This window comes from Sphingobacterium sp. GVS05A, assembly GCF_019969845.1.
Taxonomy (GTDB): Bacteria; Bacteroidota; Bacteroidia; order Sphingobacteriales; family Sphingobacteriaceae; genus Sphingobacterium.
Genome location: NZ_JAHXYR010000009.1, coordinates 268278 through 294071, shown reverse-complemented (window position 1 = coordinate 294071; position 25794 = coordinate 268278). Strand labels below are relative to the sequence as shown.

Sequence of the window (25794 nt, the reverse complement as noted above, 5' to 3'; positions counted from 1 at the left end):
ATTCATATCAATTAAATGTTTAAACAAAAATTATTCCAGTTTTATTTTTTCTCTATTATTTATGATTATTCAAAATAGTTTAAGGTCTCAAAACCACCTTGTTTCAGATATTCTTCCTTTCTCATCAAGTGAAGATCTGATTGTACCATATCTGTTACCAACATTTGGAGGTCATATTTAGGAATCCAACCCAGCTTGGTATTTGCTTTTGTTGGATCTCCAATGAGTAAGTCAACCTCCGTTGGCCGGTAATAAGCAGGATCCACTTTAACAACAGTTTGTCCAAACTTAATAAGCGATTTATCAATATTTAATTCGGTCAAACGCTCCTCGTCGACATCTATTATAACGCCTTTTTCCTGTTCGCCTTTTCCACTAAATTCTATTTCTATCCCCAATTCGGCAAAGGCCAAACGAACAAAATCTCTAACAGTTGTCGTAACTCCGGTTGCAATTACAAAATCCTCAGGTTTTTCCTGTTGGAGGATTAACCACATTGCTTCAACATAATCTTTTGCATGTCCCCAATCACGTTGAGCGGAAAGATTTCCAAGGTAAAGTTTGTCCTGCAAACCTAACGCAATTTTTGCTACTGCTCGGGTAATTTTACGGGTCACAAATGTTTCTCCCCTGACAGGGCTTTCGTGGTTGAACAAAATTCCATTACAAGCGTACATCTTGTAAGCTTCCCGATAGTTAACTGTAATCCAGTAACCATACATTTTGGCAACAGCATAAGGACTTCTCGGATAAAAAGGAGTCGTCTCACTTTGTGGCACCGCTTGCACAAGACCATATAATTCTGACGTTGACGCCTGATAAATACGCGTCTTCTCAATCATCCCAAGTAATCTGACTGCTTCCAATATACGGAGCGTGCCGATACCGTCAGCATTGGCTGTATACTCAGGTGTATCAAAGCTTACTTTTACGTGGGATTGAGCTGCAAGATTATAGATTTCATCAGGCTGAGTCTCTTGAATGACACGGATCAAATTGGTCGAATCCGTCAAATCACCGAAATGCAAGGTGAAATTTCTATTGTCAAGATGAGGATCTTGATAAAGGTGATCAATACGATCCGTATTGAACAGAGAGCTACGGCGTTTTAGACCATGTACCTTATAACCTTTTTTCAATAGGAATTCTGCTAAATAGGCACCATCTTGACCTGTGATACCTGTTATCAATGCAGTTTTCGTGTTTTGTTCAGCCATATTTCTAGTTATATTAAGCATGTCCTAAGCTAATCCACAGGGCTCATGCTATTTTTATCAGATCAATCTGTTTTTAAAGGTGATGAAGCGAGTTGAATAAATCACAATCGTTTCGGACTGTAAAAGTATTAAATTTTCAACAAAAAAAGCCATAGGAATTCCTATAGCTTCTCGTTATTCTTTTTTTCTCGTTTGACTTTAGTTTACGCGGGAAAAATTAAACACTAAATATGCTTCACCATTGGCAACTGTCAACGGCATTTTCATGACTAATTTATTACCATCAGAATAAGATAGATCCAAACGGTAACCTGTTGTAACGTTTTTAGCTTTGTCTCCTGCATAGATCTTTTTAAATTGGAATTGTGGTTCACCTAAACCTTTTCCAGGATTATAGATAGACCAAAAAATCTCACGCGATGCACCTGGAGCACATAAAGTACCTTGCGCATTGAACGTGATTGATCCCTTTCCATTTCCAATAAAGTTCCAGTTACTACCGACAAAACACTCCGCCGGAGCTTCTTCAAAGACACTTTTAATAGTGAAAGTCGAAGGCAAATTTTCTCTATCGATTGAATTTAGTGTCCAAGTTCCTTTCACCGCAGATTTCCATTCTGAAGCGCTAGGTCCCGAAGCTGCACTTGTATTGGAAGAACCATTACCAGGATTTCCAGATGATGTACCTTGCTTTTGTGCACCACAAGAGAACAAGGTCACCGTAGCAAAAATTGTTGCTAATGATAAAACGAATCGATTCATATGTATAAATTTTAATTTCAAATTGTATTTTTGGGGTAAATTAATCCACAGATCATGAACGTAACAGCCAAAAATCATACCATAAGCAAAATAATAGCAAAAACTCTTTTAAGGTTATTTATTATCCTCTTGGCATTCGCTGCCTATCCGCTTTTCTTAGGACAGGAAGCCAAAGCAAAATTAAGCCAAATAAGCCTCGCTTTCACAAATAAGGTTGCCTTCATTGCCCCTATTTTATTATTTTGCTTTATCGTCGGATTAATGATTGCTGTGCTTAAGCACAAATATAATAGAATTGACCTAAATTGGCTATTTTCTCTTGCGACTATATTCGGTATTTTATACCTGATATTATTGTATTCAAGAATTTACCCAACTATTGCCTAGGTTCAATTGCACAATTCGACAAAGTTCCTAACTTTGAATTTTCCAAAATCGCTATTATAATTGATCAAGATTGGAAAAATAAACTTCTATGGACAAAAAAAAAGGTTTAAAGATCCTAAAAAACATACTAAAGATTGTCGTTACTGTAGGAGCCTTGTATTGGGTTTTCAGTAAAGTTTCACTCAAAGATCTCAAAGAAGCTGTAATTAATTCAAATCCCATCTATTTATTTTTAGCCTTATTAGCTTATAGTATATCGATATTTATATCCTCTTCGCGCTTACTGACCTTTTTAAGGGCTATTGGCTTAGATGTATCTGAAAAATACAATTTAAAACTCTATCAATTGGGGCTATTCTATAACCTGATTCTACCCGGTGGAGTAGGTGGAGATGGCTACAAGATCTTCTTCCTCCGGAAAAGGTTCAGTATTAAAGGCAGAAAATTATTTACGGCATTATTTCTAGATAGACTAAGTGGCTTATGGGCCTTATGCTTAATTATTGCGGCTTTAATTACCTATATGCCACAACTGGGCATACCAAATTACCTGACGATCATATTATTCATATTGGGTAGTATCCTTTACTATTTTATTGTCACAAAATTTTTCAAAGAGTACAAGGCTACCTTTTTAAAGGCACATTTAAAAGCAATAGGTGTACAGTCTATGCAAGTAATCGCTGCAATTTTGATTCTTTACGCGCTAGGATTTAATGGAAAGTTTTCACCTTACTTATTTCTATTTCTCGCATCTTCATTAGTATCTATTATTCCTTTTTCAGTAGGCGGATTGGGTATGCGCGAACTTGTTATCATGTGGGGAGCAGGTATATTTCACGTAGATTCACACAATGCTGTATTGATCACATTGTTATTTTATATTATCTCAGCGATGGTCGCTCTTTCAGGAATTTATTTTATCTTCAATCCCAAAGCAATCGGAGAGGATAAACTCCCTTCTGTAGAGGAAGTTGAGCAAAGTCAAAAATTAGAAGAATAAGCATGGCGAATATTATTATCACAGGAGCAAGTAGCGGAGTTGGGTTTGAAGCGGTACTTGATTTGACCTCAAAAAAGGACAACAAGGTTATCGCATTGGCCCGATCAGCAGACAAATTGAGGAAACTTCATGAAATTGCAAGTCAGCTCAATCATGATGGAGGAACACTCTTCCCCGCTCAATTTGATATCGTCTATGACGACTACGCAACATTGGTCCCTTTTATTCAATCGAAATTCGATACTGTTGATATCCTGATCAACAATGCTGGAGCATTAGTGAATAAACCTTTTATGGAAACCAGTGGACAGGATTTTGCAGAAATGCTCCAAACAAATGTGATGGGACATGTTAATATGATCCAGCATATCGTTCCATTCATGCATGAAGGTTCACATATTGTCAATATCAGTAGTATGGGAGGGTTTCAAGGCTCGCTGAAATTCCCAGGTCTATCCGCCTATTCTACTAGTAAAGGTGCATTAGCAATTTTAACGGAATGTCTGGCTGAAGAATTTAAGGAAAGAGGAATCAAAGTCAACTGCTTGGCCCTAGGATCATCACAAACTGAAATGTTTGAAGCCGCTTTTCCAGGAATGGAGGCAGGTACATTAGCTTTTGAAATGGGCAGATATATTGCGGAGTTTGCGCAGAATGGGCACAAATATTTTAACGGCAAAATCCTACCTGTTGCCAACACAACACCATAACAAATAGTGACCCGATAGCAATTTAACAATTAGCATCAAAATATTCATATATGAAAGGGCTATATCAAAAGTCGATTTTTCAAATGACTCAAATGAAATTTTGAAACTTCATTAAATCAAATGAAAAATGACCAAGTTCCTAATGAACTTTGGTCATTTTTTCAGGTCTTTCTGTATTTTTAAAACTATCCCCACAATTTAACTCTGATTTGCAATCAGGCTTTTTAATTTTGAGACAATCCCTTTAACGTTCTCCTTTATAACGGGCAGCTATTCCATATTGCCCAAAGGTACATTTCATAGCCACTAGCATCGAAATTCAATTACTTTGTTTTCAATTTAAGCCACTTGGTCAGATCATCCATCAATTGCTCATTGAAACTTTCCGGATTTTCAAAATATTCCTCAATTTTTCCTGTTTGCGCATTTTGAAACAGATGATTCAAATTTGGATAGTCTTTAATGGTAACATCTGTCGTATTCAAGTGCAAGCGTTGAAGTGCATAGATATTTTCATTTGCAGGAACCTGAATATCCTTGCCTCCAAAAGAAGCAAAAACAGGTACTTTTACTTGTTTCAGATAATATGCAGGATCAATACGTAGGAAAGTTTTGAACCATGGGATCAACATCGGGCTCAATTTAACTTTCATATCAGATGTTAATGCACTTCCATTGTTTTGACGGATAAGTTCTTCTTCCAATGATTCTGCCAAAGTCTTCGGCGGCTCGTCCCTTAGCAGAATGTCATATAGCTTTCTGTTATTAAGCTTATTTGCCTCCAACGCAGGCTCAGATAGTCCAGCCACTTTCCCCAAAGCATAGCTTTGCAAGATCAATAAGGAATCACCTTTGAGGACTGGTCCAGACAACAAAGCAATATAATCGACCTTATCGTTTTCAGCAGCAACTATTTCTGCTATCAAAGCACCTTCACTATGGCCAATGATACCAATTTTATCAGTCTTGACCATTTGCTGTTTGCTTAGAAAATCCACGGCCGCATTTGCATCCGATGCAAAATCAATTGTAGTCGCCAAGTTAACCTCACCTTTCGAACCACCAATACCGCGGTCATCATAACGTAAAACTGCAAAGCCATTTTTGCTGAGATGATCTGCTAAGATCTTAAATGGTCTATGACCAAAAACTTCCGAATCTCTATTTTGCTGTCCACTCCCATTGACCAAAATAACAGCGGGGAAAGCCCCCCCACCCTTTGGATAGGTCAGGGTACCTACCAGAGAAGCATTGCCCTTTGTATTTTGAAATGAAACATCCTGTTCAATATAATCATACGGAGGAAAGACATCTTGCTTGCGTGAAAGCCCGCTTTGCTCGTTCTCACTACGCACCAATATCATCGCAGATTCGAAATTTCCTTGTTTCATGACACCCTTCATCACATCCTTGTCTCGATCCAGATAGCCCGTATATGAAAGCCCAATTGCTTTGACATCCATTGAGATCGAATCCTTATGTGTTTTTATTGTATTAACTGGAAACTTCAATGAGGTCTGCATTGGGCTTTCAAAGGTCCCTACCCAATTCGCATTACTATCCTTCTTTAGGTTGAACACCAAAAGTAATTTCTGTCCGGACACATTCACCTCACCCTTCCACGAGCCATCAAAGGTTTGCGCACCAGCACATGAAAAATGTAAAAAGATCAAAAATAAGTAGAGAATTTTCTTCATAGTTTTCCGGCCGTTAAAAATAAAACTGTATACCTAAATCAAGCATAAAATATAATGCCACAAACAAAATGCTTACCCAAATCTTTTTATTGTTAACAGCGATGTTCATTCCTTTTACCAATAAATAGAACTGATAAAACAAGAGAAATAACACAAAGATCCCAAATAAGCCAAATAGTACCATCTGTCCCTTGTCAATGCTCGACAAGGTATGGTCACCATTTTTTAACGCTTGATCTATCTCATTGGTAAACTTATCCTGATTGATCAACTTACTCAAGAGCAACATTAAATAAAGTGGAAATGGAGCAATCAATATAACATTCAATACGTCAATAATCCTTGTCTTATGATTGGCAACAACTCCCACAATATATAAAAGAATTAAAGGAGCCAAAACCATATAGGTATGAACTTTTAACACCGCAATAAAGGAAACAGTTACTTCGGGCTTATAGAAGTGCATAAAGCCATTGAACTGCTGACCTGATAAATAAATAAGGTAACTGGATAATAAGAAACCGATGATTCCCACGAGAAACAATGTCCCTTCTGAAAAATCCGCAAACGGATTTAAAAATAGCTGTTTAATTTTCATTGGCGAGCGAATTTAATTTATGGATCAGATCATCCAAAATATTACGAACCGTTGGGTAGGATTTACCCATCTGGTTGGCCATTTCTTTTAAACTACCTGAATACTTTAAGAAATTGAGGACAAACTCCTGCTCTTCTACTGTCAACTGCATCAGTAAGGGTAAAGTAAACTTACCGACAACTTCGGTGTCGCAGGAATCGCAGACCAGCTTGGAGACTTTCAATTTTGCATCACAACATGGACAATTTACAGGTATCTTTTTCATTTAACAATAAGACTATTGATATTATTAAATTTAATATTAATAATATTAAAATCAAACACAATATTATCAATATTTTTCAAAATCATTGCTTAATGATATATTTGTAAACAATAAAAAAAGCATATGAAAAAGTTTTTAGGCTATATTCTATCTATTATATTTTGGTTTTGTTTTGGCTTATCCTTGATTATATTCCACCCCATCCAATGGCTGTGCTTGAAATTCGGTGGCTATAATGCACACAAAAAAAGTGTTGACATCTTAAATGCATGCCTCGTCGCGTCTTACTATACATTATTCAATAGGGTTACTTTTATAGACAACAAATCTATCCCTCTAGGGCAACCCATTATATTTGTTGCCAATCATCAAAGTACCTTTGACATTCCACCGCTCATTTATTTTCTGCGGAGATTTCATGGAAAGTTTATCTCAAAAATTGAGCTGGCCAGTGGTATACCGAGTATTTCGTTTAATCTAAAACATGGTGGCGCAGCCAATATCGATCGTAATGACGCCAAACAATCGATAGCTGAGATTCTGAAACTTGCCAACAATATGAAAACAAAGAATTGGTCGGCCTTTATCTTTCCAGAAGGAACTCGATCAAAAACAGGTAAGATGAAAGCTTTTCATGTAGGTGGTATTGCAACATTATTAAAGAAAAACCCAAATGCATTAGTCGTCCCGATTGCAATCAAAGGATCATATGAGATGGTACAATATGGTATGTATCCGTTGACTCCTTTTCTGCATATGACATGGGAGGTACTTGATCCACTAGATACAAAGGATAAAGATATTGAGGAAATTGTAAAACTAGCCGAAGAGACTATTAAGCAGAAAGTTGAAAAATAAAGTAGAATTATTTGACTTGCCTACCCTTCCAGTCATACTTTCCAATATTCCCCAATATTCCAATATAAGCTAAATACAGAATATGGGCCAAACTCAATATAGGAAGATACCAGAGCAGATTAGTCCGTTTTGCAAAATTGGTTAAAGGCTGGATAAACAACAGTTCGACTGTCATTTTAAGTAGCAATGCAAAAAGGACAACCCAAGCAAGTGTCTTAATACCTGCAACTGCAAGAATGGCTCCGACCAATAATAACACATTAAACAGCCAAATAGCGATCCCTAAAGCAATAACTCCCTTATTTTTATACTTGGTACTCTTAGATGCCCAACGTCTTCGTTGGCTGATAAATGACCTAAGATCGGGCTTGGCATCTGTATACACGATCGCTTTCTCCGATTTACAGAAAGCAATTCTTTCAGGGTACTTCTCCGCCACTTTATGCAAAAATAACTCGTCATCCCCTGAAGCCAGTTCATCAATACCTTTAAAACCGCCCATTTGTTTGAATATATCTTTTCGGTAAGCCAAATTTGCACCATTACAGGTTGTAGGTTTTCTATTACCTATACTCGCTGCACCAAGACCTATGAGATACAGGAATTCCAAGGTTTGTAGCCGTTCAAAAAAGCTCTTTTCCTCCGAGTATACGACTGGAGAAGACAATAAATAAGCATCTTCCTTTTCAAATGTCCCGATCACTGTCGCAAGCCAATTTGCCCCCATCCTACAGTCTGCATCCGTAGTAATAACAATCTCTCCCTTGCAGCAGTCAATTGCCCTTGAAATCGCCAGCTTCTTATAGGAATTCATTCGACCATTCTCATTTAACTGAATCAATTTCACACCTCGCTCTGCATATTCTTTTACTATAGTGGAAGTGTTGTCATTCGAATGATCATCAATAATAATAAGTTCAAGAAGTTCACTCGGAAAATTTTGGTTCAATATTGATTCTATCGTTCTCCGGATATTTAATTCTTCATTCCGTGCAGCGATAATAACTGATACAGTCTTGGTAGAAGGTAAGAGACCTGTGGGCGCTTGAATCGTGGCCCAGCCTTTTCGCATCCACAATACTAAAATAGCATACACGCACGCAAAACTGATCAATAAATAGCTAAGAATTTGTATCACCGAAAAAATTAATCTTAAAAACAAAAATAGAACCAAATATCGCAGGGAGAATCAAATTGACAAACCAGATACACGATACAATTGCCATCACCGCAATTTCTTGTGTTGTAATATAGCTATAAAGATTACTTGCCACAAAGCTACGTACACTAAAATCGAAAATATCCAATGTCGGCAAAGCTGCCTGAACAAAAAAGAGGATAAAGATCATCAAAACCATGGAAAGAAGTGGCAGCTCAGGTAAGGTCAGCTTCATCAAAATAATATACTGCGAAGTAAAAATAATAAACCTTGCCAGTGAGTTTACCAAAACAATGCTCAACTCAGGTGCGGAATAATGCTCCAATACCTCAAAAAAAGGTCTTATTTTCGCCAAAAACTTAATTCGGCCCACAAGCATATCCACCCATCTCACATTAAAATACAAGATGACAAATCCAGCAGCGTAAATAATGGCGAGCAACCAGACACCAAATTGAACGGATAAAGGCGTGGATAAAAACTTACAAATAAACCAAGCTATGCTCAGCGAGCCTGCAACACTTGTCAATACCAGTTGAGCAAACAACCCTACCCCCATAGCAACAGCTCCTTTAGCCCTATTTTGCGGCTTCAGGAACAACACCCGCCCCCCATACTCGCCGATCCTATTCGGGGTAAAAATCGCCCATGTAAGTCCACAAAAAACGGATTGAAATGCCTTCCAGAAGGATATATGCTCCAGTTTGGATGCAAGATAGCGCCATTTAACCACCTCCAGAAGCCAGTTTACAAGCATTAAAACAACAATCAAGATCAATGTCCAGACAACAGAATGTTGCTCTAATCCTGTGATTAGCGTCTTAAACTTATCGATATTGCTCTTATCAGATACTTTGGTAATAATGTACCATGTTGCAAGTGCAAACACAAGTATCTTCAATAAAAGACTAATATATTTTTTTTGTCTCCCAGTCAACTTTTGATAATTAGAGAGCAATGTTACTAAATTTTAGCCAAATGATTAAGTTTTGTGTACAGCAATCCACTTATAAAAAGCAAAATTTGTAATATTGTACATGCAGAAGGAAAAGGCGAAAGAAAGAATCATTTTAGGGATCGATCCTGGGACAGTAGTACTTGGATACGGAATTATTAAAGAAGTGGGTAATACAATCTCCCTTATTTCAATGGGTGTCATCAAAATGGGGCATCTCGACGATCATGCCCTAAAATTGCAGCGCATCTTCAAAAAGACCTCTGCATTAATGCAAGAATATAATCCAGACTGTGTTGCGCTGGAATCACCCTTTTATGGCAAAAACATTCAAGTGATGCTCAAACTAGGACGAGCACAGGGTGTTGCCATGGCAGCAGCACTGGCACAGGATATTCCCATCTTTGAATATTCACCCAGAAAAATAAAGCAATCCGTTACGGGAAATGGAAATGCCACGAAAGAACAGGTTTCTGCCATGCTCAAAAATCTCTTAAAATTCGAAGAGACACCTCAATTTCTAGATGCAACAGATGGGCTGGCAATTGCAGTTTGTCATTCGTTTCAAAAAAATAGTACCTCAGGCAGCGGCAAATCCTATTCAGGTTGGTCCTCTTTTATCAAAGACAACAAAGACCGAATCAAATAACTACATCTGTACCTGTCGAATCACATTTTTAACGTTTAATTCCACAATATCAGTCATTGTCTTGCACTTCAAATAAGAATTATTTTGGTAAAACTCCGCGTAGCCTTCGCGCAGTTGTTTAATATTTTCCGGTGTTGAAAGGATCTGAGTCTGCGAAGCATCCCGAAGATCAGCAATTCGATGCCGCTCACTTCGGACCCGATGTACGATCGACGATCGCTCCTCCTGTTGGTATTGCAATACCGTTTTTTCAGTTAGATGTTCCATCGCAAGCTTGACATATGGATAGTTCTCTTTAAAAAACTGTGGCATATATACCTTGGGATTTCCCTCATAAAATTGTTGATCAAAATCAATTGCTCTGATCCGAAACTGAAAGTCATCAAAATCAGGTGTAATCTGCATGACAAAATTATAGGCACGCATATCTCCCAGCAGCGTGATAATACAACGTTCATTAAACTTGACAAATTCCTTCGAAATACGTGTCAAATTGTAATCGGGTGTAAACATCCTTGTTTGCGAAAATATATCACCAGGGATACCAACTATATGCTCTTCAACCAGTGTATCCTGATCCACCATATAGTTGACCTGATTTGGAGATAATATTTCCTCTAATTCTAAACCATAGATCCGTGATGCATCCGCCTGTTTGATATAAAAATAATCATAAACGTCATTCAATCGGTTTACGATACGAATCCGAAATGGTCTTGTATTACCAAAACCACAGTATTCAACACGGTCTATATATTTGTGCTGTACAATACGCGTGTTACCGGAAGCTTTAAGCTTTGCATAGATGACCTTTAGCCCGTCATATAATTGGTCAATCAGATATTGAGGATAAAGTGGTGTTTCCCAGAACGTATCATTACCAAATTTGTCCATGACCGGCACGGTCTCTGTAAAATTCAATAAATCCTTATAACCAATGGGCAGCTTTTCATCCCGTTGATATAGCTTAAGATATTTATGAAGCCCTTCCCCTACCTCAAAGATCGGCTTCTTCCTCGAAATCTTTACATCTTGAACTTCTTCCATCTTTATTTTAGTCTTGAGATATTAGATAAGCGTATTGAGACTTTGGTTTAACATATATGCTGCTTATTTACTTGTCTTTTGTTTTTGATCTTTATCCTACATCTTTATCGTCTAACTGACTTTAATAACAAGATAACGAAACAATCCGATAACCTTACAATAAAATCACCTCTAAAACAATTATAAGCACTTTCAATCAAAAACATATAACATTATCAATATCAATAAGTATTTTTTATTAAATTTACATCTATAAACCGAAAATTCTTAGTAATTTTGAAATAAATTTAATTATTTTAGCTATTGGTCAGATTTTGATGTATGACCAATGAATGAAACACAAAACCCATTGTTAATGGAAAATCAATATGCAAACTATGATCTAGACAATTTGGATATCCAAATCCTGTCTATTCTAATGAATGATGCTTCTATTCCTTATACTGAGATAGCGAAAAAGCTAATTGTATCAGGTGGTACCATCCACGTTAGAATGAAGAAGATGGAAGAATTAGGTATCATCAGAGGTTCAAATCTTATTATCAATCCTCAAAAAGTTGGATTTGACATCACTGCCTTTCTCGGTATCTATCTAGAAAAAGGTTCACAATATGCAGATGCGGTAGATAAGTTGAAAGAAATCAAAGAAGTGGTTGAGCTACACTATTGTACCGGCCAATACAGTATTTTTGCAAAAATTATCTGTAGGGACACTGTCCACCTCAGAAAAGTATTGAACGAAGATATCCAATCGGTACCTGGGATCCAGCGTACGGAAACGATTATCTCCCTTGAAGAAAGTATTAAGCGTCAGATCAGTTTAGTCTAGTATAAAAAAAGCTTCCAACAGTTGGAAGCTTTTTTTATACGATCTTTTGTAGCATCGCTATATACAAATCAATTCCTTCCCTAATTTCATCAATATAGATAAATTCATCCGCCATATGCGATCTTGCACTATCCCCTGGCCCCAGCTTTAAAGAAGGTACCGGAATAAGCGCTTGATCACTCATCGTCGGAGATCCATATAGTTTCCGGCCAAGCGTTATTCCTGCTTGGACAATTGGGTGTTCTTCCGGAATAGAAGAAGATTTCAAACGCGTAGAGCGAGCCGAAACTTCTGAAGAGACATGGGATTTGATTATCGCTAAGGTTTCTTGATTGGTATAAGCATCAGTTGTTCTTACATCGACAACAAAACTACAGTTGGCGGGCACCACATTGTGTTGCGACCCCGCTTGAATCATCGTCACTGACATTTTGATCGGGCCTAAGGTTGCTGATGTTTTTTCAAAAGCATACTCCTTAAACCATTGAATATCCTTAATTGCTTTATAAATAGCATTATCACCCTCGTTACGAGCGGCATGCCCTGCTATTCCTATTGCATTACAATCCAATACCATCAGCCCTTTTTCAGCTACGGCAAGATCCATCAGTGTTGGCTCGCCAACGATTGCAAAATCAATTGTTCCAATATCTTCCAAGACAGATTCAATACCATTTCGACCTGAGATTTCCTCTTCAGCACTCGCAGCCAGACAAAAATTATATTTTAAATCCTTCTCTTCGTAAAAATACAAAAAGGCGGCAATCAGTGACACCAAACACCCGCCTGCATCATTACTACCCAAGCCATAGAGCTTCCCCTCCTCTACCGTAGGAACCAATGGATCGCGGGTATAACCAGGGTTAGCCTTTACTGTATCATGGTGTGAATTAAGTAGGATTGTTGGCTTATTTGTTTCGTAATGTGCATTGTATACCCAAACGTTGTTTCCCTTCCTAAAGGTCTTAATATTCCTTTCTTTGAAGAAGGCCTCAATCAGATCTGCTGTCAACATTTCCTCCCGACTTAGGGAAGATACAGCGATCAACTGTTTCAATAAAGCTAGACTATCCTGAAATAAGCTATCTTTATCCTTCATGATATAGTCCTCCTGCTTTATCCGCAGACAATTTTATTCCCTTGATAAATGCAGAACTAAAACCATTATGTTCCATCTCATTCAATCCGGCAATAGTACATCCTTTCGGCGACGTAACTTTATCAATCTCACCTTCTGGATGAGCATTCGTATGTAACAATAAATCCGCAGCACCTTTAGCCGTTTGAACGGCCATTTTCAAGGCATCATGCGCATGGAAACCTATTTCAACCCCACCTTGCGACGCTGCTCGGATAGCACGCAGGAAAAAGGCTATTCCACAGGCACACAAGGCAGTTGCCGAAGTCATTAGATCTTCATTGATAACGACAACTGATCCAACGGTCTCAAACATCTTCTCGACCTCAGCAAGACTAACATCCGAAGCATTATCGCTAGCAATACAAGTCATCGACTGAGCAATCGCGATTGCCGTATTCGGCATAGCACGTATTACAGTTGCATCCTCACCCAATACCGCTTTCAGGTCAGTACATGAAACACCAGATACAATGGATACAAAAATCTGGTTTTTCTTATCTATTTCGGGAGCAACTTCAACCAATACCTTTTTTAACTGCTGTGGTAGTATGGCGAATACAATAATATCAGCGCCTTTAACAGCAGCTTTATTATCATTACTTACCGAGAATCCTTGGCTTGCCTCTTCAGCCAAAGCATTCAGATTTCTCCGGGTCAATGTAATATCAGCAGCACTGGCAAATGCACTTTTTACAAGCCCTTTTGCCAAGGATAGACCGATATTGCCACTTCCGATAATAGTGACCTTTTTCATAGTTGGGTTTAGATTAGATTACATGATTACTTTAATGTCAAGCAGGTACCAAACTGTCCCTGTTGGAACAAGTGTAAATTATTGGCATGACCAATATATACCTCCTGAACTCCTTTATTTATTGCATTAAATGCATTTTGTAGTTTCGGAATCATACCATCATTAACAATTCCCGATTCTTTGAGATATTCAAATTCCTCAGATTTAATCGTTGGTATAACCGAGTTTTCATCCGTCACATCCCGTAATACACCATTCTTCTCGAAACAATACACCAATGACGTTTCATATAAAGACGCCAGAGAAACCGCCAACGAAGATGCAATGGTATCTGCATTAGTGTTAAGCAGCTGTCCTAAACCGTTATGAGTGATAGCGGAGAACACAGGAATAAAACCCGCTTCCAAGAATTTTTTTATAGCCAGTGTATTCACAGAATCATGCAATAAATCCCCTACAAAACCATAGTCAATATCCTTGACAGGGCGTTTTATAGCCTTTATCACATCGCCATCAGCACCAGTTAAACCTACAGCATCACATTTTAATTTTTGTAATTTGGCAACGATGGTTTTATTTGTTAATCCAGCATATACCATCGTGACTATACGAAGCATATCCTCGTCAGTCACCCTACGGCCTTCAACCATCTGAGCTTGTACACCAAGCTCGCTTGCCAAACGTGTCGCAATTTTACCACCGCCATGCACTAGGATCTTCTTCCCAGACAATGCAGAAAATTTCTCTAAAAAAGAATCCAACAGACGCTCATCATCGATAATATTTCCGCCAATTTTTATAATATTTAATACACTATTAGCCATTACGCAACTTTTCCCAAATAAAAATAGTTTCTCAATAATCAAAAGATCGGTCTTAGACTAGATCTTCCAGCATTCGTTTTAAAACAACCTGAGCTGCCCAGACACGATTACTTGCCTCTTTAATAACTAACGAGTTCGGTCCATCCAAGATTTCAGAGGACAACTCCAGATCCCGTCTTACAGGCAAACAATGCATGACCTTCGCATCATTTGTCAAAGACAGTTTTTCGTTATCCATCATCCAATCCTCATCTACCGTATATACCTCGCCATATTCCTGATAGGATGACCAGTTTTTCACATAAACAAAATCAGCGTCTTTCAGGCTTTCATTTAAATTCGTTGAAATCGTAGCTCCTTTTGTAAAATCCTTGCTCAGTTCATAACCCATAGGTTGCGCAATCGTAAACTCTACAAGCCCTTCTTCCTGTGCCTTACACATCCATTCTGCAAAGGAGTTCGGCACAGCTTGTGGCAAAGCTTTCACATGCGGAGCCCAAGCCAATACAACCTTTGGTTTAGCCGTCTTCTTATGCTCAGTAATGGTAATGATATCCGTCAAACTCTGTAATGGATGACGTGTGGCACTTTCCAAAGAAACAACAGGGACACCACAATACTTAATAAATTTATTGAATAAATCCTCGCTGTAGTCCTCCTCTCGGTCCTTTAGCTTCGGAAAAGATCGCAATCCGAGTATATCACAATATTCGCCCATCACCGCTGCCGCTTCGCGGATATGCTCAACAGTACTGCCGTTCATCACGACACCATCCTGTGTTTCCAATGCCCAACCATCCTTGTCCATGTTCATGACCATCACATTCATCCCCAAGTTCATTGCCGCTTTTTGGGTACTCAGACGAGTACGCAAGCTAGGGTTCAAAAACACAAGACCCAACGTCTTATGTTTACCAAGATCTTGGTTATCATAAGGTGCCGCTTTTAGCGCTAACGCCTCCTGGACAACGTCTGCTACACTGGATACGTCTTTTACAGAGAAAAACTTTTTCATCTATACAAATCATTTATGGGGGTATTTTCTATGGCACAACACGCTGTGCTACCCGCTTTGTTTATTTATTGCTGATGGAATAATTCAGATTGATCTTCCGTCATATCGGGAGGCTAATCATTATTATTTCATCTATTATCTTTAAGCGACTACAACCGCCTTTATATGTTCTTTTAATGCTAATAAAAATTGATCAGCATGCTCTTTGGTAATATTTAATGCTGGAAGCAATCGAATAACATTCGGTTTAGCCTCCCCCGTAAAAATACGATTCTTTAACAAAAGATCTTTCTTTACATGTGCCAAAGATGCTGGAAGTTCAATTCCGATCATTAATCCTCTACCTCTCACTTCTACAATCTCTTCAATTTTCTTTAGTTCGTCAATGAGATACTGCCCTACAGTATTCGCATTCTCCATCAAACGATCTTGTTGGATGACCTCCAAAACAGCCAAAGCTGCAGCACAGGCCAGATGGTTGCCGCCGAAGGTTGTCCCCAAACTACCGTGGGAAGCTTTAAACTTAGGAGAGATACTTATTGCACCGATAGGAAACCCATTCCCCATTCCCTTCGCCATCGTGTAAATATCTGCATCTACTCCAGAATAATCCTGTGCATAGAAAGAACCTGTCCGACCATAGCCACATTGCACCTCATCAGCAATAAATACTGCATTATATTGGTCACAAAGTGAGCGAATCAATTGAAGAAAGGCAACGGATGCTTCCCTAATTCCACCAACACCTTGAATACTTTCGATAATAACAGAAGATATCTCTTCACCATGAGTTGAAAATACCTCCTTTAGTGCATCCTCATCATTAAAGGGCAGAAAAATAACGTTCTCTGTTTCGTTAATAGGTGCAACAATACTAGGGTTGTCCGTCGCAGCTACAGCCAACGACGTTCTACCGTGGAAAGATTTAGAGAATGCAATCACCTTTTTTCTTTTATTATAAAAGGACGCGAGCTTCAATGCATTTTCATTCGCCTCAGCGCCGGAATTACAGAGGAATAAGTCATAATCAACCTTACCAGATACTTCGCCAAGCAATCGTGCAAGTTCACGCTGAATTGGAATTTCAACAGAATTAGAATAGAATCCGATACGATTCAACTGTTCTGTAATACGTTGCACATAGCGTGGATGCGTGTGTCCGATCGATATCACGGCATGACCACCATACAAGTCCAAATAAGCATTTCCTTCGGCATCCCACACCGTAGATCCATTAGCTTTAACTATGTTAATGGGATTAATGGGATAAACATCAAATGGTTTCATCTTAATGAATTATAGATTGATAAACGAAATAGCTTGTAATAGAAAAAGCTATCAGATTTTAGCATTACAAATATATCAGTTATAACGGTAGGAATGGTCATAAAATAAAAAAAGTCCCCTTAAAAAGAGGACTTTTTCTATGATAACGGGAACAATATTATTCTCCGTCAACTTTTTCTTCACCTTCTACTTCAGCTTTTACTTCCGCCGGAGCGTCAGTTTCAGCAGGAGAAGCAGCTTTTTTAGCACCGCCACGACGACGAGTAGCTTTTTTCTCAGCTGCAGCAGCTTTTTTACCGTAGATTTCGTTGTAATCAACTAGCTCGATGAAAGCCATTTCTGCGTTATCACCTAAACGGTTTTCCATTTTGATGATACGAGTGTAACCACCTGGACGGTTAGCTACTTTTTCAGAAATTTCGCGGAACAAGATAGAAACTGCGTCTTTATCTTTCAAATAAGCGAATACTGTACGACGAGAGTGTGTTGTGTCGTTTTTAGATTTAGTAATCAAAGGCTCAACGTATGTACGCAATGCTTTAGCTTTAGCCAAAGTCGTCGTGATACGTTTGTGTAGGATTAATGATGTTGCCATGTTAGCCAACATTGCTTTTCTATGGCTATCCGTACGGCCTAAGTGATTTACTTTTTTTCCGTGTCTCATTTTGATTTTATTATACTATATATACCGTTCTTGTTTTACCAAAATTGCTAAACTTTTCAGAGGCAATACGCCCATCTTCTTCAGCAATCAGCTTCAAGAGGAATTACATATAGTGGTCGCTTAATAAATTATTATTCTTCGTCTAATTTATATTTTGCTAAGTTCATTCCGAATGATAAACCTTTAGATTTAACTAATTCTTGGATTTCGCTTAACGATTTTTTACCGAAGTTTCTGAATTTCAACATGTCAGCTACGTCGTAAGTTACCAACTCAGCTAATGTGCGAATATCAGCAGCTTTCAAACAATTCAATGCACGCACTGAAAGGTCAAGGTCTACTAGTTCAGTTTTCAAAATCTTACGCATATGCAAGATTTCTTCATCTACTACTTTAGTTTCTTCTTTCGTTTGAGACTCAAGAAGCATATTCTCATCAGAGAATAAGATAAAGTGTTGAATTAAGATCTTAGCAGCCTCTTTTAAAGCTTCTTCGGGGTGAATTGAGCCATCTGTAGAGATATCTAGCAACAATTTCTCGTAGTCAGTTTTTTGCTCTACACGGTAATTCTCAATGGTATATTTAACATTCTTGATCGGAGTAAAGATCGAATCGATAGCGATAACACCTACTGGAGCATCAGTCACCTTATTCTCATCTGCATTTACATATCCACGACCTTTAGCAATACTCAATTCCAATTCAATTGTCACTGCGTTATCCATGTTACAGATTACTAAGTCTGGATTTAAGACAGTAAAGTTATTAGAGAATTTTGTGATATCACCAGCTAAGAATTGTTCTTGACCATTGATTACTACAAATACCTTTTCGTTGTCGCCAATCTCACCTGTTTTTTTGAAACGAATTTGTTTCAAGTTCAAGATAATTTCAGTTACGTCTTCAACAACACCTTTGATCGTTGAAAATTCGTGCGAAACGCCAGAAAACCTTATCGACGTAATTGCATATCCTTCTAACGAGGACAATAGAATACGGCGCAAAGCATTACCAATGGTTACACCAAAACCAGGCTCCAATGGACGAAATTCAAACGTACCATCAAAATCCGTAGATTTTTGCATGATAACTTTATCCGGTCTTTGAAATGCTAAAATTGCCATTTATTTTCTTTTAATGTTTTATTTGTAATAATAATTGTAATACAATAGAAAGATGCATACCCCAAAAATGGACTATGCATACTTCTATTTTATTTATTATTTAGAGTATAACTCAACGATTAAGTTCTCTTTGATGTTTTCAGGAATATCAGATCTTTCTGGATAGCTTAAGAAAGTACCTGTCAATTCTTTCGCATTCCACTCTAACCAAGAAAATTTGTTTACAGTACGACCTGCAACTGAATTTGTGATGGCTTCAAGAGTTTGAGAACGTTCACGAACTGCTACAACGTCACCTGGACGCAAGCTATATGATGGAATGTTAACAACACTTCCGTTAACAGTAATGTGTTTGTGAGATACCAACTGACGAGCAGCGGCACGAGAAGTAGCAATACCTAAACGGTAAACTACGTTGTCCAAGCGAGCTTCTAATAATTTCAAGAAGATCTCACCTGTAATACCTTGTTTAGAGGCAGCTTTAACAAATAAGTTTGCGAACTGACGCTCCAATACACCGTAAGTGTATTTTGCTTTTTGTTTTTCTAACAACTGAATAGCGTATTCAGATTGTTTACCTCTGCGTTTAGAAGCTCCGTGTTGTCCAGGAGGGTAATTTTTCTTTTCTAACGCTTTATCTGGGCCGAAGATCGGCTCTCTAAATTTACGGGCAATTTTGGACTTAGGTCCTGTATATCTAGCCATTTTTTTTTACAATTAAAGTATCTATCAGCCTATAGCCAATGAATCTTATCTTTAAATTAATTAAACTCTTCTGCGTTTTGGAGGACGACAACCGTTGTGAGGAAGTGGAGTGATATCTTTGATAGTAGTCACATCGATTCCTACAGTTTGTAATGTTCTGATTGCAGATTCACGACCTGCACCAGGTCCTTTAACAAACACTTCAACTTTGCGTAAACCCAAATCATGAGCAACTTTTCCACAATCTTGTGCAGCCTGACCAGCAGCATATGGAGTGTTCTTTTTAGAACCACGGAAACCCATTTTACCAGCACTAGACCAAGAAATAGTTTGTCCTTGATTGTTAGTCAAAGTTACAATGATATTATTAAACGTTGCGTTAATGTGAGCCTGACCTACAGGTTCAATAACAACGATACGCTTTTTTGCAGCTTTTTTAGTTTTAGCCATTTCTTATTTATTATTTAGTAGCTTTTTTCTTGTTTGCAACTGTCTTACGTTTACCTTTACGAGTACGTGAGTTGTTTTTAGTACGTTGACCACGAACTGGTAAGTGTTTACGGTGACGCAATCCACGGTAACAACCGATATCCATTAAACGTTTGATGTTTAATTGAACTTCTGAACGCAATGCACCTTCTACTTTCAATTCATCGTTGATGATGCTACGAATTGCTGCCAATTGCTCATCATTCCACTCTTGTACCTTCACATCTTCGCTGATACCAGCTTTTTCCAAGATATATTCAGCTCTTGTACGACCGATACCAAAAATATAGGTAAGGCCGATCACACCTCTTTTGTTTTTAGGTAAATCAATACCTGCTATCCTTGCCATATAATATTAAGCTATTATTTTTTTAATGAATTAACCCTGACGTTGTTTAAACTTAGGGTTCTTTTTGTTGATTACAAAAACTTTACCTTTACGACGGATGATCTTACAGTCCGCGCTACGTTTTTTTATTGATGCTCTTACTTTCATGATATTTATTTTTTCAAAAGCTTGTGCTAATTAAAAGGCTTACGACTATTTATAGCGGTAAGTGATCCTTCCCTTAGTCAAATCATACGGAGACATTTCCAATTTAACTTTATCCCCAGGTAAAATTTTGATATAGTGCATACGCATTTTACCAGAAATATGGGCAATGATTTCATGTCCATTTTCCAATTCTACCCTAAACATAGCATTAGAAAGTGCCTCTCTAATTATACCGTCTTGTTCTATTGAGGCTTGTTTAGCCATATATTCTCGATTAAATTTAATTTAAAAGCCTGCGAACAGGAGTGCAAAGATAAATAAAAATAATTGAAAACCAACTACTTTTTGTTCAAAACTTTCTCTACATGTTCGAATGTCAGCAACACATCTGGTTCACCTTTTCGGATTGCAACCATCTGTTCGAAGTGCGCCGATAACTTCCCATCTACTGTACTTACAGTCCAACCATCATCCCAAAAACGAACGCCTGCGCGTCCCGCATTGATCATCGGCTCGATACAAATAACCAAACCTTCTTCCAATTTTGGACCTGCGCCACGTTTTCCGTAATTCGGAACCTCTGGCTTCTCATGTAAATGATATCCAACTCCATGTCCGACCAGTTCGCGTACAATTCCGAAACCGAACTTGCTCACGTACTCTTGAACTGCAGAGGAAATATCTCCAACACGTTTACCGGCCACAGCCTGTTCAACACCTTTGTACAATGATTCCTTTGTGACATCCAACAACAATTGCGCTTCCTCAGAAATCTCACCAACACCAAAAGTATAGGCTGAATCACTGATAAAACCGTTCAAATTGACACCCCCATCGACCGAAACAAGATCACCATCTTTAATTTCGTAATCGCTAGGAAAACCGTGCACAATCTGATCGTTGACAGAGATACACAAAGAGTATGGAAATCCATGATAATTTAAGAACGCTGGCGTTCCACCGTTATCATGAATATACTCATAAGCTAATTTATCAAGAGATATAGTTTTTACCCCAGGTTTAATCACTTTTGCGATTTCACCAAGCAATTGCGAAAGCACATCTGCTGACTTCCGCAATTGCTCTATATCATCTGCTGACTTATAAAATACTTTAGACATCTAAAGAAATTAAATTGCCGAATGATCCATTCCCTCAACAGACGCGGCCGAACGACCTTTAATACGACCTGTTTTCATCAATCCATCGTAATGACGCATCAATAAATGAGATTCGATCTGTTGCAAAGTATCCAACACCACACCTACTAAAATCAATAATGACGTACCTCCGTAGAAGTGCGCAAATTGATTATTAATACCAAACAAACTTGCAATAGCAGGTAGAATAGCAATGATCGCTAGGAAAATTGCACCTGGAAATGTAATATTTGATATTACGCGGTCTATAAAATTACTAGTTTCCAATCCCGGTTTAATACCTGGAACAAAACCTCCGTTTTTCTTCATGTCATCTGACATCTGTTGTGGATTAACCATGATCGCTGTATAGAAGAACGTAAATGCGATAATTAAAACCGCAAAAGTCACGTTGTACGCTACAGAAGTATAGTTACTCAACGAAGTCAAAAATTCCGACTGAAGATTTGGGAAGAACTGTCCTAAACTCATCGGCACAAACATAATTGCCTGTGCAAAAATGATCGGCATTACACCTGCAGCATTTACCTTTAACGGTATATACTGACGTACTCCACCGACTTGCTTGTTTCCGACAATTTTCTTCGCGTATTGTACAGGGATCTTACGAACCCCTTGTACGATCAAGATCGTAAAGATCACAACGAAAAATAAAGCCACAAATTCAAGCAACAATGGAATTGGACCACCACCACCTTTCGCCATTCTAGAAACCCATTCCGCAGTGATACCACTTGGCAATTGAGCGATAATACCAGTCATGATGATCAAAGAAATACCATTACCGATACCTTTATCAGTAATTTTTTCCCCTAACCACATCACAAATAAAGTACCGCCTGTCAAAACTATGGCAGTCAGAATCGTGAACAATGGGTCAGCGATTGTCTTAGCACCTGGCTCGATCTGAGTACGTACATAAGCAAAAGCCTGAAGCAAAGTAATCCCTAATGTTAAATAGCGAGTAATCTGATTCATTTTTTGACGACCACTTTCCCCTTCTTTCTGCATCTTTTGGAAGTAAGGAACCGCGATGCCCAACAATTGAACAACAATGGATGCCGAGATATATGGCATTACCCCTAACGCAAAGATAGCTGAACGAGAGAACGAGCCCCCCGCAAACATATCCAATAGTCCCAATAAACCCTCTTTTTGACCGGAAGCCAAAGCTTGAGGATTTACACCTGGTAATACCACGTGACATCCAATACGGTAAATCAAAAGAAAAAGTAAGGTATTTAGAATACGCGTACGTAAATCATCGATTTTCCAAATATTGGTTAAGGTTGTGATTAGTTTCTTCATTTATTAAATTTTAACGATAGAACCGCCTGCAGCTTCGATAGCTTTTTGAGCAGAAGCAGTAAACGCGTGCGCTGTTACTTCAACTTTAGCTTTCAACTCACCGCGACCCAAGATTTTTACTTTGTCATTTTTAGACACTAATCCATGAGCTTTTAATGCATCGAAATCTACAGCTGTCAAATTGAATTTCTCGATCAACGCTTGCAAAGTATCTAGGTTGACACCATTGTACTCAACACGGTTGATGTTTTTGAAACCAAATTTAGGTACACGACGTTGCAAAGGCATCTGACCACCTTCGAAACCGATTTTCGTAGAGTGACCTGAACGAGAACCAGCACCTTTGTGACCACGTGTAGAAGTACCACCACGACCAGAACCAGTACCACGACCGATACGTTTGCTACCTTTTACTGCACCTTTTGCAGGTTTTAAATTACTTAAGTTCATTTTTAAACTAAATTGTGCTAGCCCTTCGCTCTCACTAAACAGGTACTAGCGATTAAAAAATAATTATTATTAATAACAAGTAATGGAAAGAGCCCAAAGACCCTTTCCATATGCTAATATTAAATAGTTTCGATAGCTACTAAATGGTTTACTTTACGTACCATTCCAATGATTGATGGAGTAGCTTCAACTTCTACTGAGTGGTTGATTCTTTTCAAACCTAATGCCTCAATAGTTTTCTTTTGGCGCTCGCTTCTGTCGATAACGCTCTTTATCTGGGTGATTTTGATTTTTGCCATGATAATTAACCGTTAAATACTTTATTCAAATCGACACCGCGGTGTTGTGCTACTGTATATGCATCACGCATGTTTGCTAAAGCAGTTACAGTTGCTTTTACCACGTTGTGTGGGTTAGAAGAACCTAATGATTTAGCCAATACGTCTTTGATACCAGCAGACTCCAATACTGCACGCATTGCACCACCTGCCAAAACTCCTGTACCACCTACAGCTGGTTTAATCAAAACTGAACCACCAGAATATTTACCATATTGTGCGTGAGGAACAGTACCTTTGATTACAGGAACTTTCACTAAATTTTTCTTTGCGTCGTCGATACCTTTAGTGATAGCTTCAGTTACCTCTTTCGCTTTACCTAAACCGTAACCAACGATACCGTTTTCATCACCTACTACAACAATTGCAGAGAAGCTGAAAGTACGACCACCTTTAGTAACTTTAGCTACACGTTGGATACTTACTAAGCGATCTTTCAATTCAATTTCGCTTGATTTTACTCTTTTTATATTGCTTAATGCCATTTCTTTCTAAGATTAAAAGTCTAAACCGCCTTCGCGAGCACCTTCAGCCAAAGATTTGATACGGCCATGGTATAAGTACCCATTACGGTCAAAAACTACTTTATTAATACCTGCTGCTACTGCTTTTTCAGCAACCAATTTACCTACAGCTTTAGATTGATCAACTTTGTTACCAGATGCAACAAATTCTTTTGACAAGCTAGATGCAGCAACTAATGTTTTACCTGCATTGTCATCAATGATTTGCGCATAGATACCTTTGTTGCTTCTAAAAACCGATAAACGTGGACGTTCAGACGTTCCAGCAAGGTTTTTTCTGATTCCTTTTTTGATTCTCTCTCTACGAGATGCTTTTTGTCCTGCCATGATTATTATTTTTTAGCTGATTTACCTGCTTTTCTTCTCAACACTTCGCCTTCAAACTTGATACCTTTTCCTTTGTAAGGTTCTGGTTTACGGAAGCCACGGATTTTAGCCGCGATCTGACCGATCAATTGTTTGTCAGCACATTCTAAAGTGATTGTAGGGTTTTTACCTTTTTCAGCAGTAGTTGATACTTTAACTTCATTTGGCAATACAAAAACAATCTGGTGAGAGAAACCTAAAGTTAACTCTAATACATTACCAGTACTTGTAGCACGGTAACCTACACCGACTAACTCTTGAGTAGTTTTGTAACCTTCAGTCACACCTTGAACCATGTTGTTCAACAGGGAACGGTATAGACCGTGTAATGCTTTGTGTTTCTTTTGATCAGTTGGACGCGTCACGACGATATTGCCTTCTTCTTGAGCAATAGTGATGTCACGGTCAACTTGTTGTGTTAATTCGCCTTTAGGACCTTTTACTGAAACTAAGTTTTTGTCCGAAATAGTAACAGTTACCCCAGCAGGGATAGCGATAGGCGCTTTTCCAATTCTTGACATTTCTTTGTGTTTTTACCTAGATTAATAAACGTAACATAAAACTTCACCACCAACATTTTGAAGTCTAGCTTCTTTATCTGTCATTACACCTTTAGATGTTGACAAGATAGCAATACCTAAACCATTCAAAACACGAGGCATAGTATCAACGCTTGCATACTTTCTTAAACCAGGTTTACTCACACGTGTCAACGTACGAATAGCCGGAATTTTGCTAATTGGGTTATATTTCAATGCGATTTTGATCGTACCCTGTACGCCATTCTCATCGAATTTGTAATTAGCAATGTAACCTTTATCAAAAAGAACTTTAGTGATTTCTTTTTTAAGGTTCGATGCAGGAATTTCAACAACCCTGTGGTTGGCCTTGATGGCATTCCTTACTCGTGTAAGGTAATCCGCAATTGGATCTGTAGTCATTATATATGAAAATTTGTGACAGCGGTTTCCCTCCCAACCATTGGTATGGGACCTTCTATCTGTTAAACAATT

At 38.2% G+C, this 25794-nt stretch carries 34 protein-coding genes; 6 read left to right on the top strand and 28 right to left on the bottom strand.

The annotated features are described in order from the left end of the window. Positions 1 to 65 precede the first annotated feature (65 nt). Positions 66 to 1217 (bottom strand): GDP-mannose 4,6-dehydratase, encoded by a 1152-nt coding sequence (gene gmd / locus LC454_RS21705; RefSeq protein ID WP_223584542.1) that lies wholly within the window; start codon positions 1215 to 1217, stop codon positions 66 to 68. Positions 1218 to 1415: 198 nt separating this feature from the next. Next, positions 1416 to 1979, bottom strand: a complete 564-nt coding sequence (locus LC454_RS21700) for a lipocalin family protein (RefSeq protein ID WP_223584541.1) — start codon at positions 1977 to 1979, stop codon at positions 1416 to 1418. 54 nt (positions 1980 to 2033) lie between these two features. Here LC454_RS21700 and LC454_RS21695 point away from each other — a divergent pair, with 54 nt between their 5' ends. The 3 genes from LC454_RS21695 to LC454_RS21685 all read left to right on the top strand — a co-directional run bounded on the left by LC454_RS21695 (position 2034) and on the right by LC454_RS21685 (position 4079). After that, on the top strand, positions 2034 to 2366 hold the full coding sequence (locus LC454_RS21695; protein ID WP_120261712.1) for a hypothetical protein: 333 nt from the start codon (positions 2034 to 2036) through the stop codon (positions 2364 to 2366). 88 nt (positions 2367 to 2454) lie between these two features. Then, on the top strand, positions 2455 to 3369 hold the full coding sequence (locus LC454_RS21690) for a lysylphosphatidylglycerol synthase transmembrane domain-containing protein (protein WP_223584539.1): 915 nt from the start codon (positions 2455 to 2457) through the stop codon (positions 3367 to 3369). A 2-nt stretch (positions 3370 to 3371) separates the two neighbouring features. After that, complete coding sequence (locus LC454_RS21685; protein WP_223584534.1) at positions 3372 to 4079, top strand: SDR family NAD(P)-dependent oxidoreductase; 708 nt, start codon at positions 3372 to 3374, stop codon at positions 4077 to 4079. A 323-nt stretch (positions 4080 to 4402) separates the two neighbouring features. Here the strand turns inward: LC454_RS21685 and LC454_RS21680 are convergent, their stop codons facing one another. From LC454_RS21680 to LC454_RS21670, 3 genes are read right to left on the bottom strand one after another with little or no spacing between them, the layout of a single operon-like run. Continuing rightward, entirely contained in the window at positions 4403 to 5776 is a 1374-nt protein-coding gene (locus LC454_RS21680; protein WP_223584532.1) for an alpha/beta hydrolase family protein, read from the bottom strand. Between the two features lie 13 nt (positions 5777 to 5789). Continuing rightward, a complete protein-coding gene (locus tag LC454_RS21675) occupies positions 5790 to 6374 on the bottom strand; it encodes a YIP1 family protein (protein ID WP_223584530.1) in 585 nt (194 codons plus the stop codon). Continuing rightward, on the bottom strand, positions 6364 to 6639 hold the full coding sequence (locus LC454_RS21670) for a DUF2089 family protein (protein WP_120261717.1): 276 nt from the start codon (positions 6637 to 6639) through the stop codon (positions 6364 to 6366). Before LC454_RS21670 ends, LC454_RS21675 begins: the two co-directional genes overlap by 11 nt. Positions 6640 to 6762: 123 nt before the next feature. Here LC454_RS21670 and LC454_RS21665 point away from each other — a divergent pair, with 123 nt between their 5' ends. Further along, positions 6763 to 7497, top strand: coding sequence for a lysophospholipid acyltransferase family protein (locus tag LC454_RS21665; RefSeq protein ID WP_223584528.1), 735 nt, complete (start codon positions 6763 to 6765; stop codon positions 7495 to 7497). 7 nt (positions 7498 to 7504) lie between these two features. On the opposite strand, the gene LC454_RS21660 is transcribed toward LC454_RS21665, so the two are convergent. Beyond that, the gene (locus tag LC454_RS21660; RefSeq protein WP_223584527.1) at positions 7505 to 8635 is read right to left on the bottom strand and encodes a glycosyltransferase; all 1131 of its coding nucleotides are present in this window, start codon (positions 8633 to 8635) and stop codon (positions 7505 to 7507) included. Further along, positions 8619 to 9557 (bottom strand): flippase-like domain-containing protein, encoded by a 939-nt coding sequence (locus LC454_RS21655; RefSeq protein WP_262903129.1) that lies wholly within the window; start codon positions 9555 to 9557, stop codon positions 8619 to 8621. Before LC454_RS21655 ends, LC454_RS21660 begins: the two co-directional genes overlap by 17 nt. A 136-nt stretch (positions 9558 to 9693) precedes the next feature. On the opposite strand from LC454_RS21655, the gene ruvC reads away from it, so the two are divergent. Then, complete coding sequence (gene ruvC / locus LC454_RS21650; RefSeq protein ID WP_120261721.1) at positions 9694 to 10260, top strand: crossover junction endodeoxyribonuclease RuvC; 567 nt, start codon at positions 9694 to 9696, stop codon at positions 10258 to 10260. Here ruvC and LC454_RS21645 read toward each other — a convergent pair whose 3' ends face one another. Next, positions 10261 to 11307, bottom strand: a complete 1047-nt coding sequence (locus tag LC454_RS21645) for a hypothetical protein (protein ID WP_120261722.1) — start codon at positions 11305 to 11307, stop codon at positions 10261 to 10263. A 355-nt stretch (positions 11308 to 11662) separates the two neighbouring features. On the opposite strand from LC454_RS21645, the gene LC454_RS21640 reads away from it, so the two are divergent. After that, positions 11663 to 12136 carry an Lrp/AsnC ligand binding domain-containing protein gene (locus tag LC454_RS21640; RefSeq protein WP_046674894.1) on the top strand — a complete coding sequence of 158 codons (474 nt, stop codon included), beginning with the start codon at positions 11663 to 11665 and terminating at the stop codon, positions 12134 to 12136. A gap of 34 nt (positions 12137 to 12170) precedes the next feature. Here LC454_RS21640 and LC454_RS21635 read toward each other — a convergent pair whose 3' ends face one another. The 20 genes from LC454_RS21635 to rpsH all read right to left on the bottom strand — a co-directional run bounded on the left by LC454_RS21635 (position 12171) and on the right by rpsH (position 25725). Then, positions 12171 to 13235: a M20 family metallo-hydrolase gene (locus tag LC454_RS21635; RefSeq protein WP_223584525.1), complete on the bottom strand. Its 1065-nt coding sequence runs from the start codon at positions 13233 to 13235 to the stop codon at positions 12171 to 12173. Beyond that, positions 13225 to 14031 carry a pyrroline-5-carboxylate reductase gene (proC, locus tag LC454_RS21630; protein ID WP_223584523.1) on the bottom strand — a complete coding sequence of 269 codons (807 nt, stop codon included), beginning with the start codon at positions 14029 to 14031 and terminating at the stop codon, positions 13225 to 13227. Before proC ends, LC454_RS21635 begins: the two co-directional genes overlap by 11 nt. Positions 14032 to 14057: 26 nt before the next feature. Then, complete coding sequence (gene argB / locus LC454_RS21625; protein ID WP_120261725.1) at positions 14058 to 14855, bottom strand: acetylglutamate kinase; 798 nt, start codon at positions 14853 to 14855, stop codon at positions 14058 to 14060. A 52-nt stretch (positions 14856 to 14907) separates the two neighbouring features. Next, positions 14908 to 15870, bottom strand: coding sequence for an acetylornithine carbamoyltransferase (locus tag LC454_RS21620; protein ID WP_120261726.1), 963 nt, complete (start codon positions 15868 to 15870; stop codon positions 14908 to 14910). 141 nt (positions 15871 to 16011) lie between these two features. Continuing rightward, positions 16012 to 17157, bottom strand: coding sequence for an aspartate aminotransferase family protein (locus tag LC454_RS21615; protein ID WP_223584522.1), 1146 nt, complete (start codon positions 17155 to 17157; stop codon positions 16012 to 16014). 157 nt (positions 17158 to 17314) lie between these two features. Continuing rightward, positions 17315 to 17821, bottom strand: coding sequence for a 50S ribosomal protein L17 (gene rplQ / locus LC454_RS21610; RefSeq protein WP_223584520.1), 507 nt, complete (start codon positions 17819 to 17821; stop codon positions 17315 to 17317). 131 nt (positions 17822 to 17952) lie between these two features. Continuing rightward, positions 17953 to 18945 (bottom strand): DNA-directed RNA polymerase subunit alpha, encoded by a 993-nt coding sequence (locus LC454_RS21605; RefSeq protein ID WP_077438111.1) that lies wholly within the window; start codon positions 18943 to 18945, stop codon positions 17953 to 17955. A gap of 96 nt (positions 18946 to 19041) precedes the next feature. Beyond that, complete coding sequence (rpsD, locus tag LC454_RS21600) at positions 19042 to 19650, bottom strand: 30S ribosomal protein S4 (protein WP_223584518.1); 609 nt, start codon at positions 19648 to 19650, stop codon at positions 19042 to 19044. Between the two features lie 60 nt (positions 19651 to 19710). Further along, a complete protein-coding gene (gene rpsK / locus LC454_RS21595) occupies positions 19711 to 20100 on the bottom strand; it encodes a 30S ribosomal protein S11 (RefSeq protein ID WP_046674885.1) in 390 nt (129 codons plus the stop codon). Between the two features lie 10 nt (positions 20101 to 20110). Beyond that, on the bottom strand, positions 20111 to 20488 hold the full coding sequence (gene rpsM / locus LC454_RS21590) for a 30S ribosomal protein S13 (protein WP_120261730.1): 378 nt from the start codon (positions 20486 to 20488) through the stop codon (positions 20111 to 20113). A gap of 30 nt (positions 20489 to 20518) precedes the next feature. Then, a complete protein-coding gene (gene ykgO, locus LC454_RS21585; protein ID WP_013665024.1) occupies positions 20519 to 20635 on the bottom strand; it encodes a type B 50S ribosomal protein L36 in 117 nt (38 codons plus the stop codon). A 45-nt stretch (positions 20636 to 20680) separates the two neighbouring features. After that, a complete protein-coding gene (gene infA / locus LC454_RS21580) occupies positions 20681 to 20899 on the bottom strand; it encodes a translation initiation factor IF-1 (RefSeq protein ID WP_002997456.1) in 219 nt (72 codons plus the stop codon). Between the two features lie 74 nt (positions 20900 to 20973). Beyond that, the gene (gene map, locus LC454_RS21575) at positions 20974 to 21756 is read right to left on the bottom strand and encodes a type I methionyl aminopeptidase (RefSeq protein ID WP_104385207.1); all 783 of its coding nucleotides are present in this window, start codon (positions 21754 to 21756) and stop codon (positions 20974 to 20976) included. Positions 21757 to 21765: 9 nt separating this feature from the next. After that, positions 21766 to 23103 (bottom strand): preprotein translocase subunit SecY, encoded by a 1338-nt coding sequence (gene secY / locus LC454_RS21570; protein WP_223584516.1) that lies wholly within the window; start codon positions 23101 to 23103, stop codon positions 21766 to 21768. A 3-nt stretch (positions 23104 to 23106) separates the two neighbouring features. Then, positions 23107 to 23553, bottom strand: coding sequence for a 50S ribosomal protein L15 (gene rplO / locus LC454_RS21565; protein ID WP_120261731.1), 447 nt, complete (start codon positions 23551 to 23553; stop codon positions 23107 to 23109). 119 nt (positions 23554 to 23672) lie between these two features. Next, a complete protein-coding gene (rpmD, locus tag LC454_RS21560) occupies positions 23673 to 23852 on the bottom strand; it encodes a 50S ribosomal protein L30 (RefSeq protein WP_046674880.1) in 180 nt (59 codons plus the stop codon). Positions 23853 to 23857: 5 nt separating this feature from the next. Continuing rightward, complete coding sequence (gene rpsE, locus LC454_RS21555; RefSeq protein ID WP_104385209.1) at positions 23858 to 24376, bottom strand: 30S ribosomal protein S5; 519 nt, start codon at positions 24374 to 24376, stop codon at positions 23858 to 23860. 12 nt (positions 24377 to 24388) lie between these two features. Continuing rightward, the gene (rplR, locus tag LC454_RS21550; protein WP_172392455.1) at positions 24389 to 24751 is read right to left on the bottom strand and encodes a 50S ribosomal protein L18; all 363 of its coding nucleotides are present in this window, start codon (positions 24749 to 24751) and stop codon (positions 24389 to 24391) included. Continuing rightward, positions 24748 to 25302 (bottom strand): 50S ribosomal protein L6, encoded by a 555-nt coding sequence (gene rplF, locus LC454_RS21545; RefSeq protein ID WP_120261733.1) that lies wholly within the window; start codon positions 25300 to 25302, stop codon positions 24748 to 24750. Before rplF ends, rplR begins: the two co-directional genes overlap by 4 nt. Before the next feature lie 21 nt (positions 25303 to 25323). After that, positions 25324 to 25725, bottom strand: a complete 402-nt coding sequence (gene rpsH / locus LC454_RS21540; RefSeq protein ID WP_223584601.1) for a 30S ribosomal protein S8 — start codon at positions 25723 to 25725, stop codon at positions 25324 to 25326. Positions 25726 to 25794: the final 69 nt, after the last annotated feature.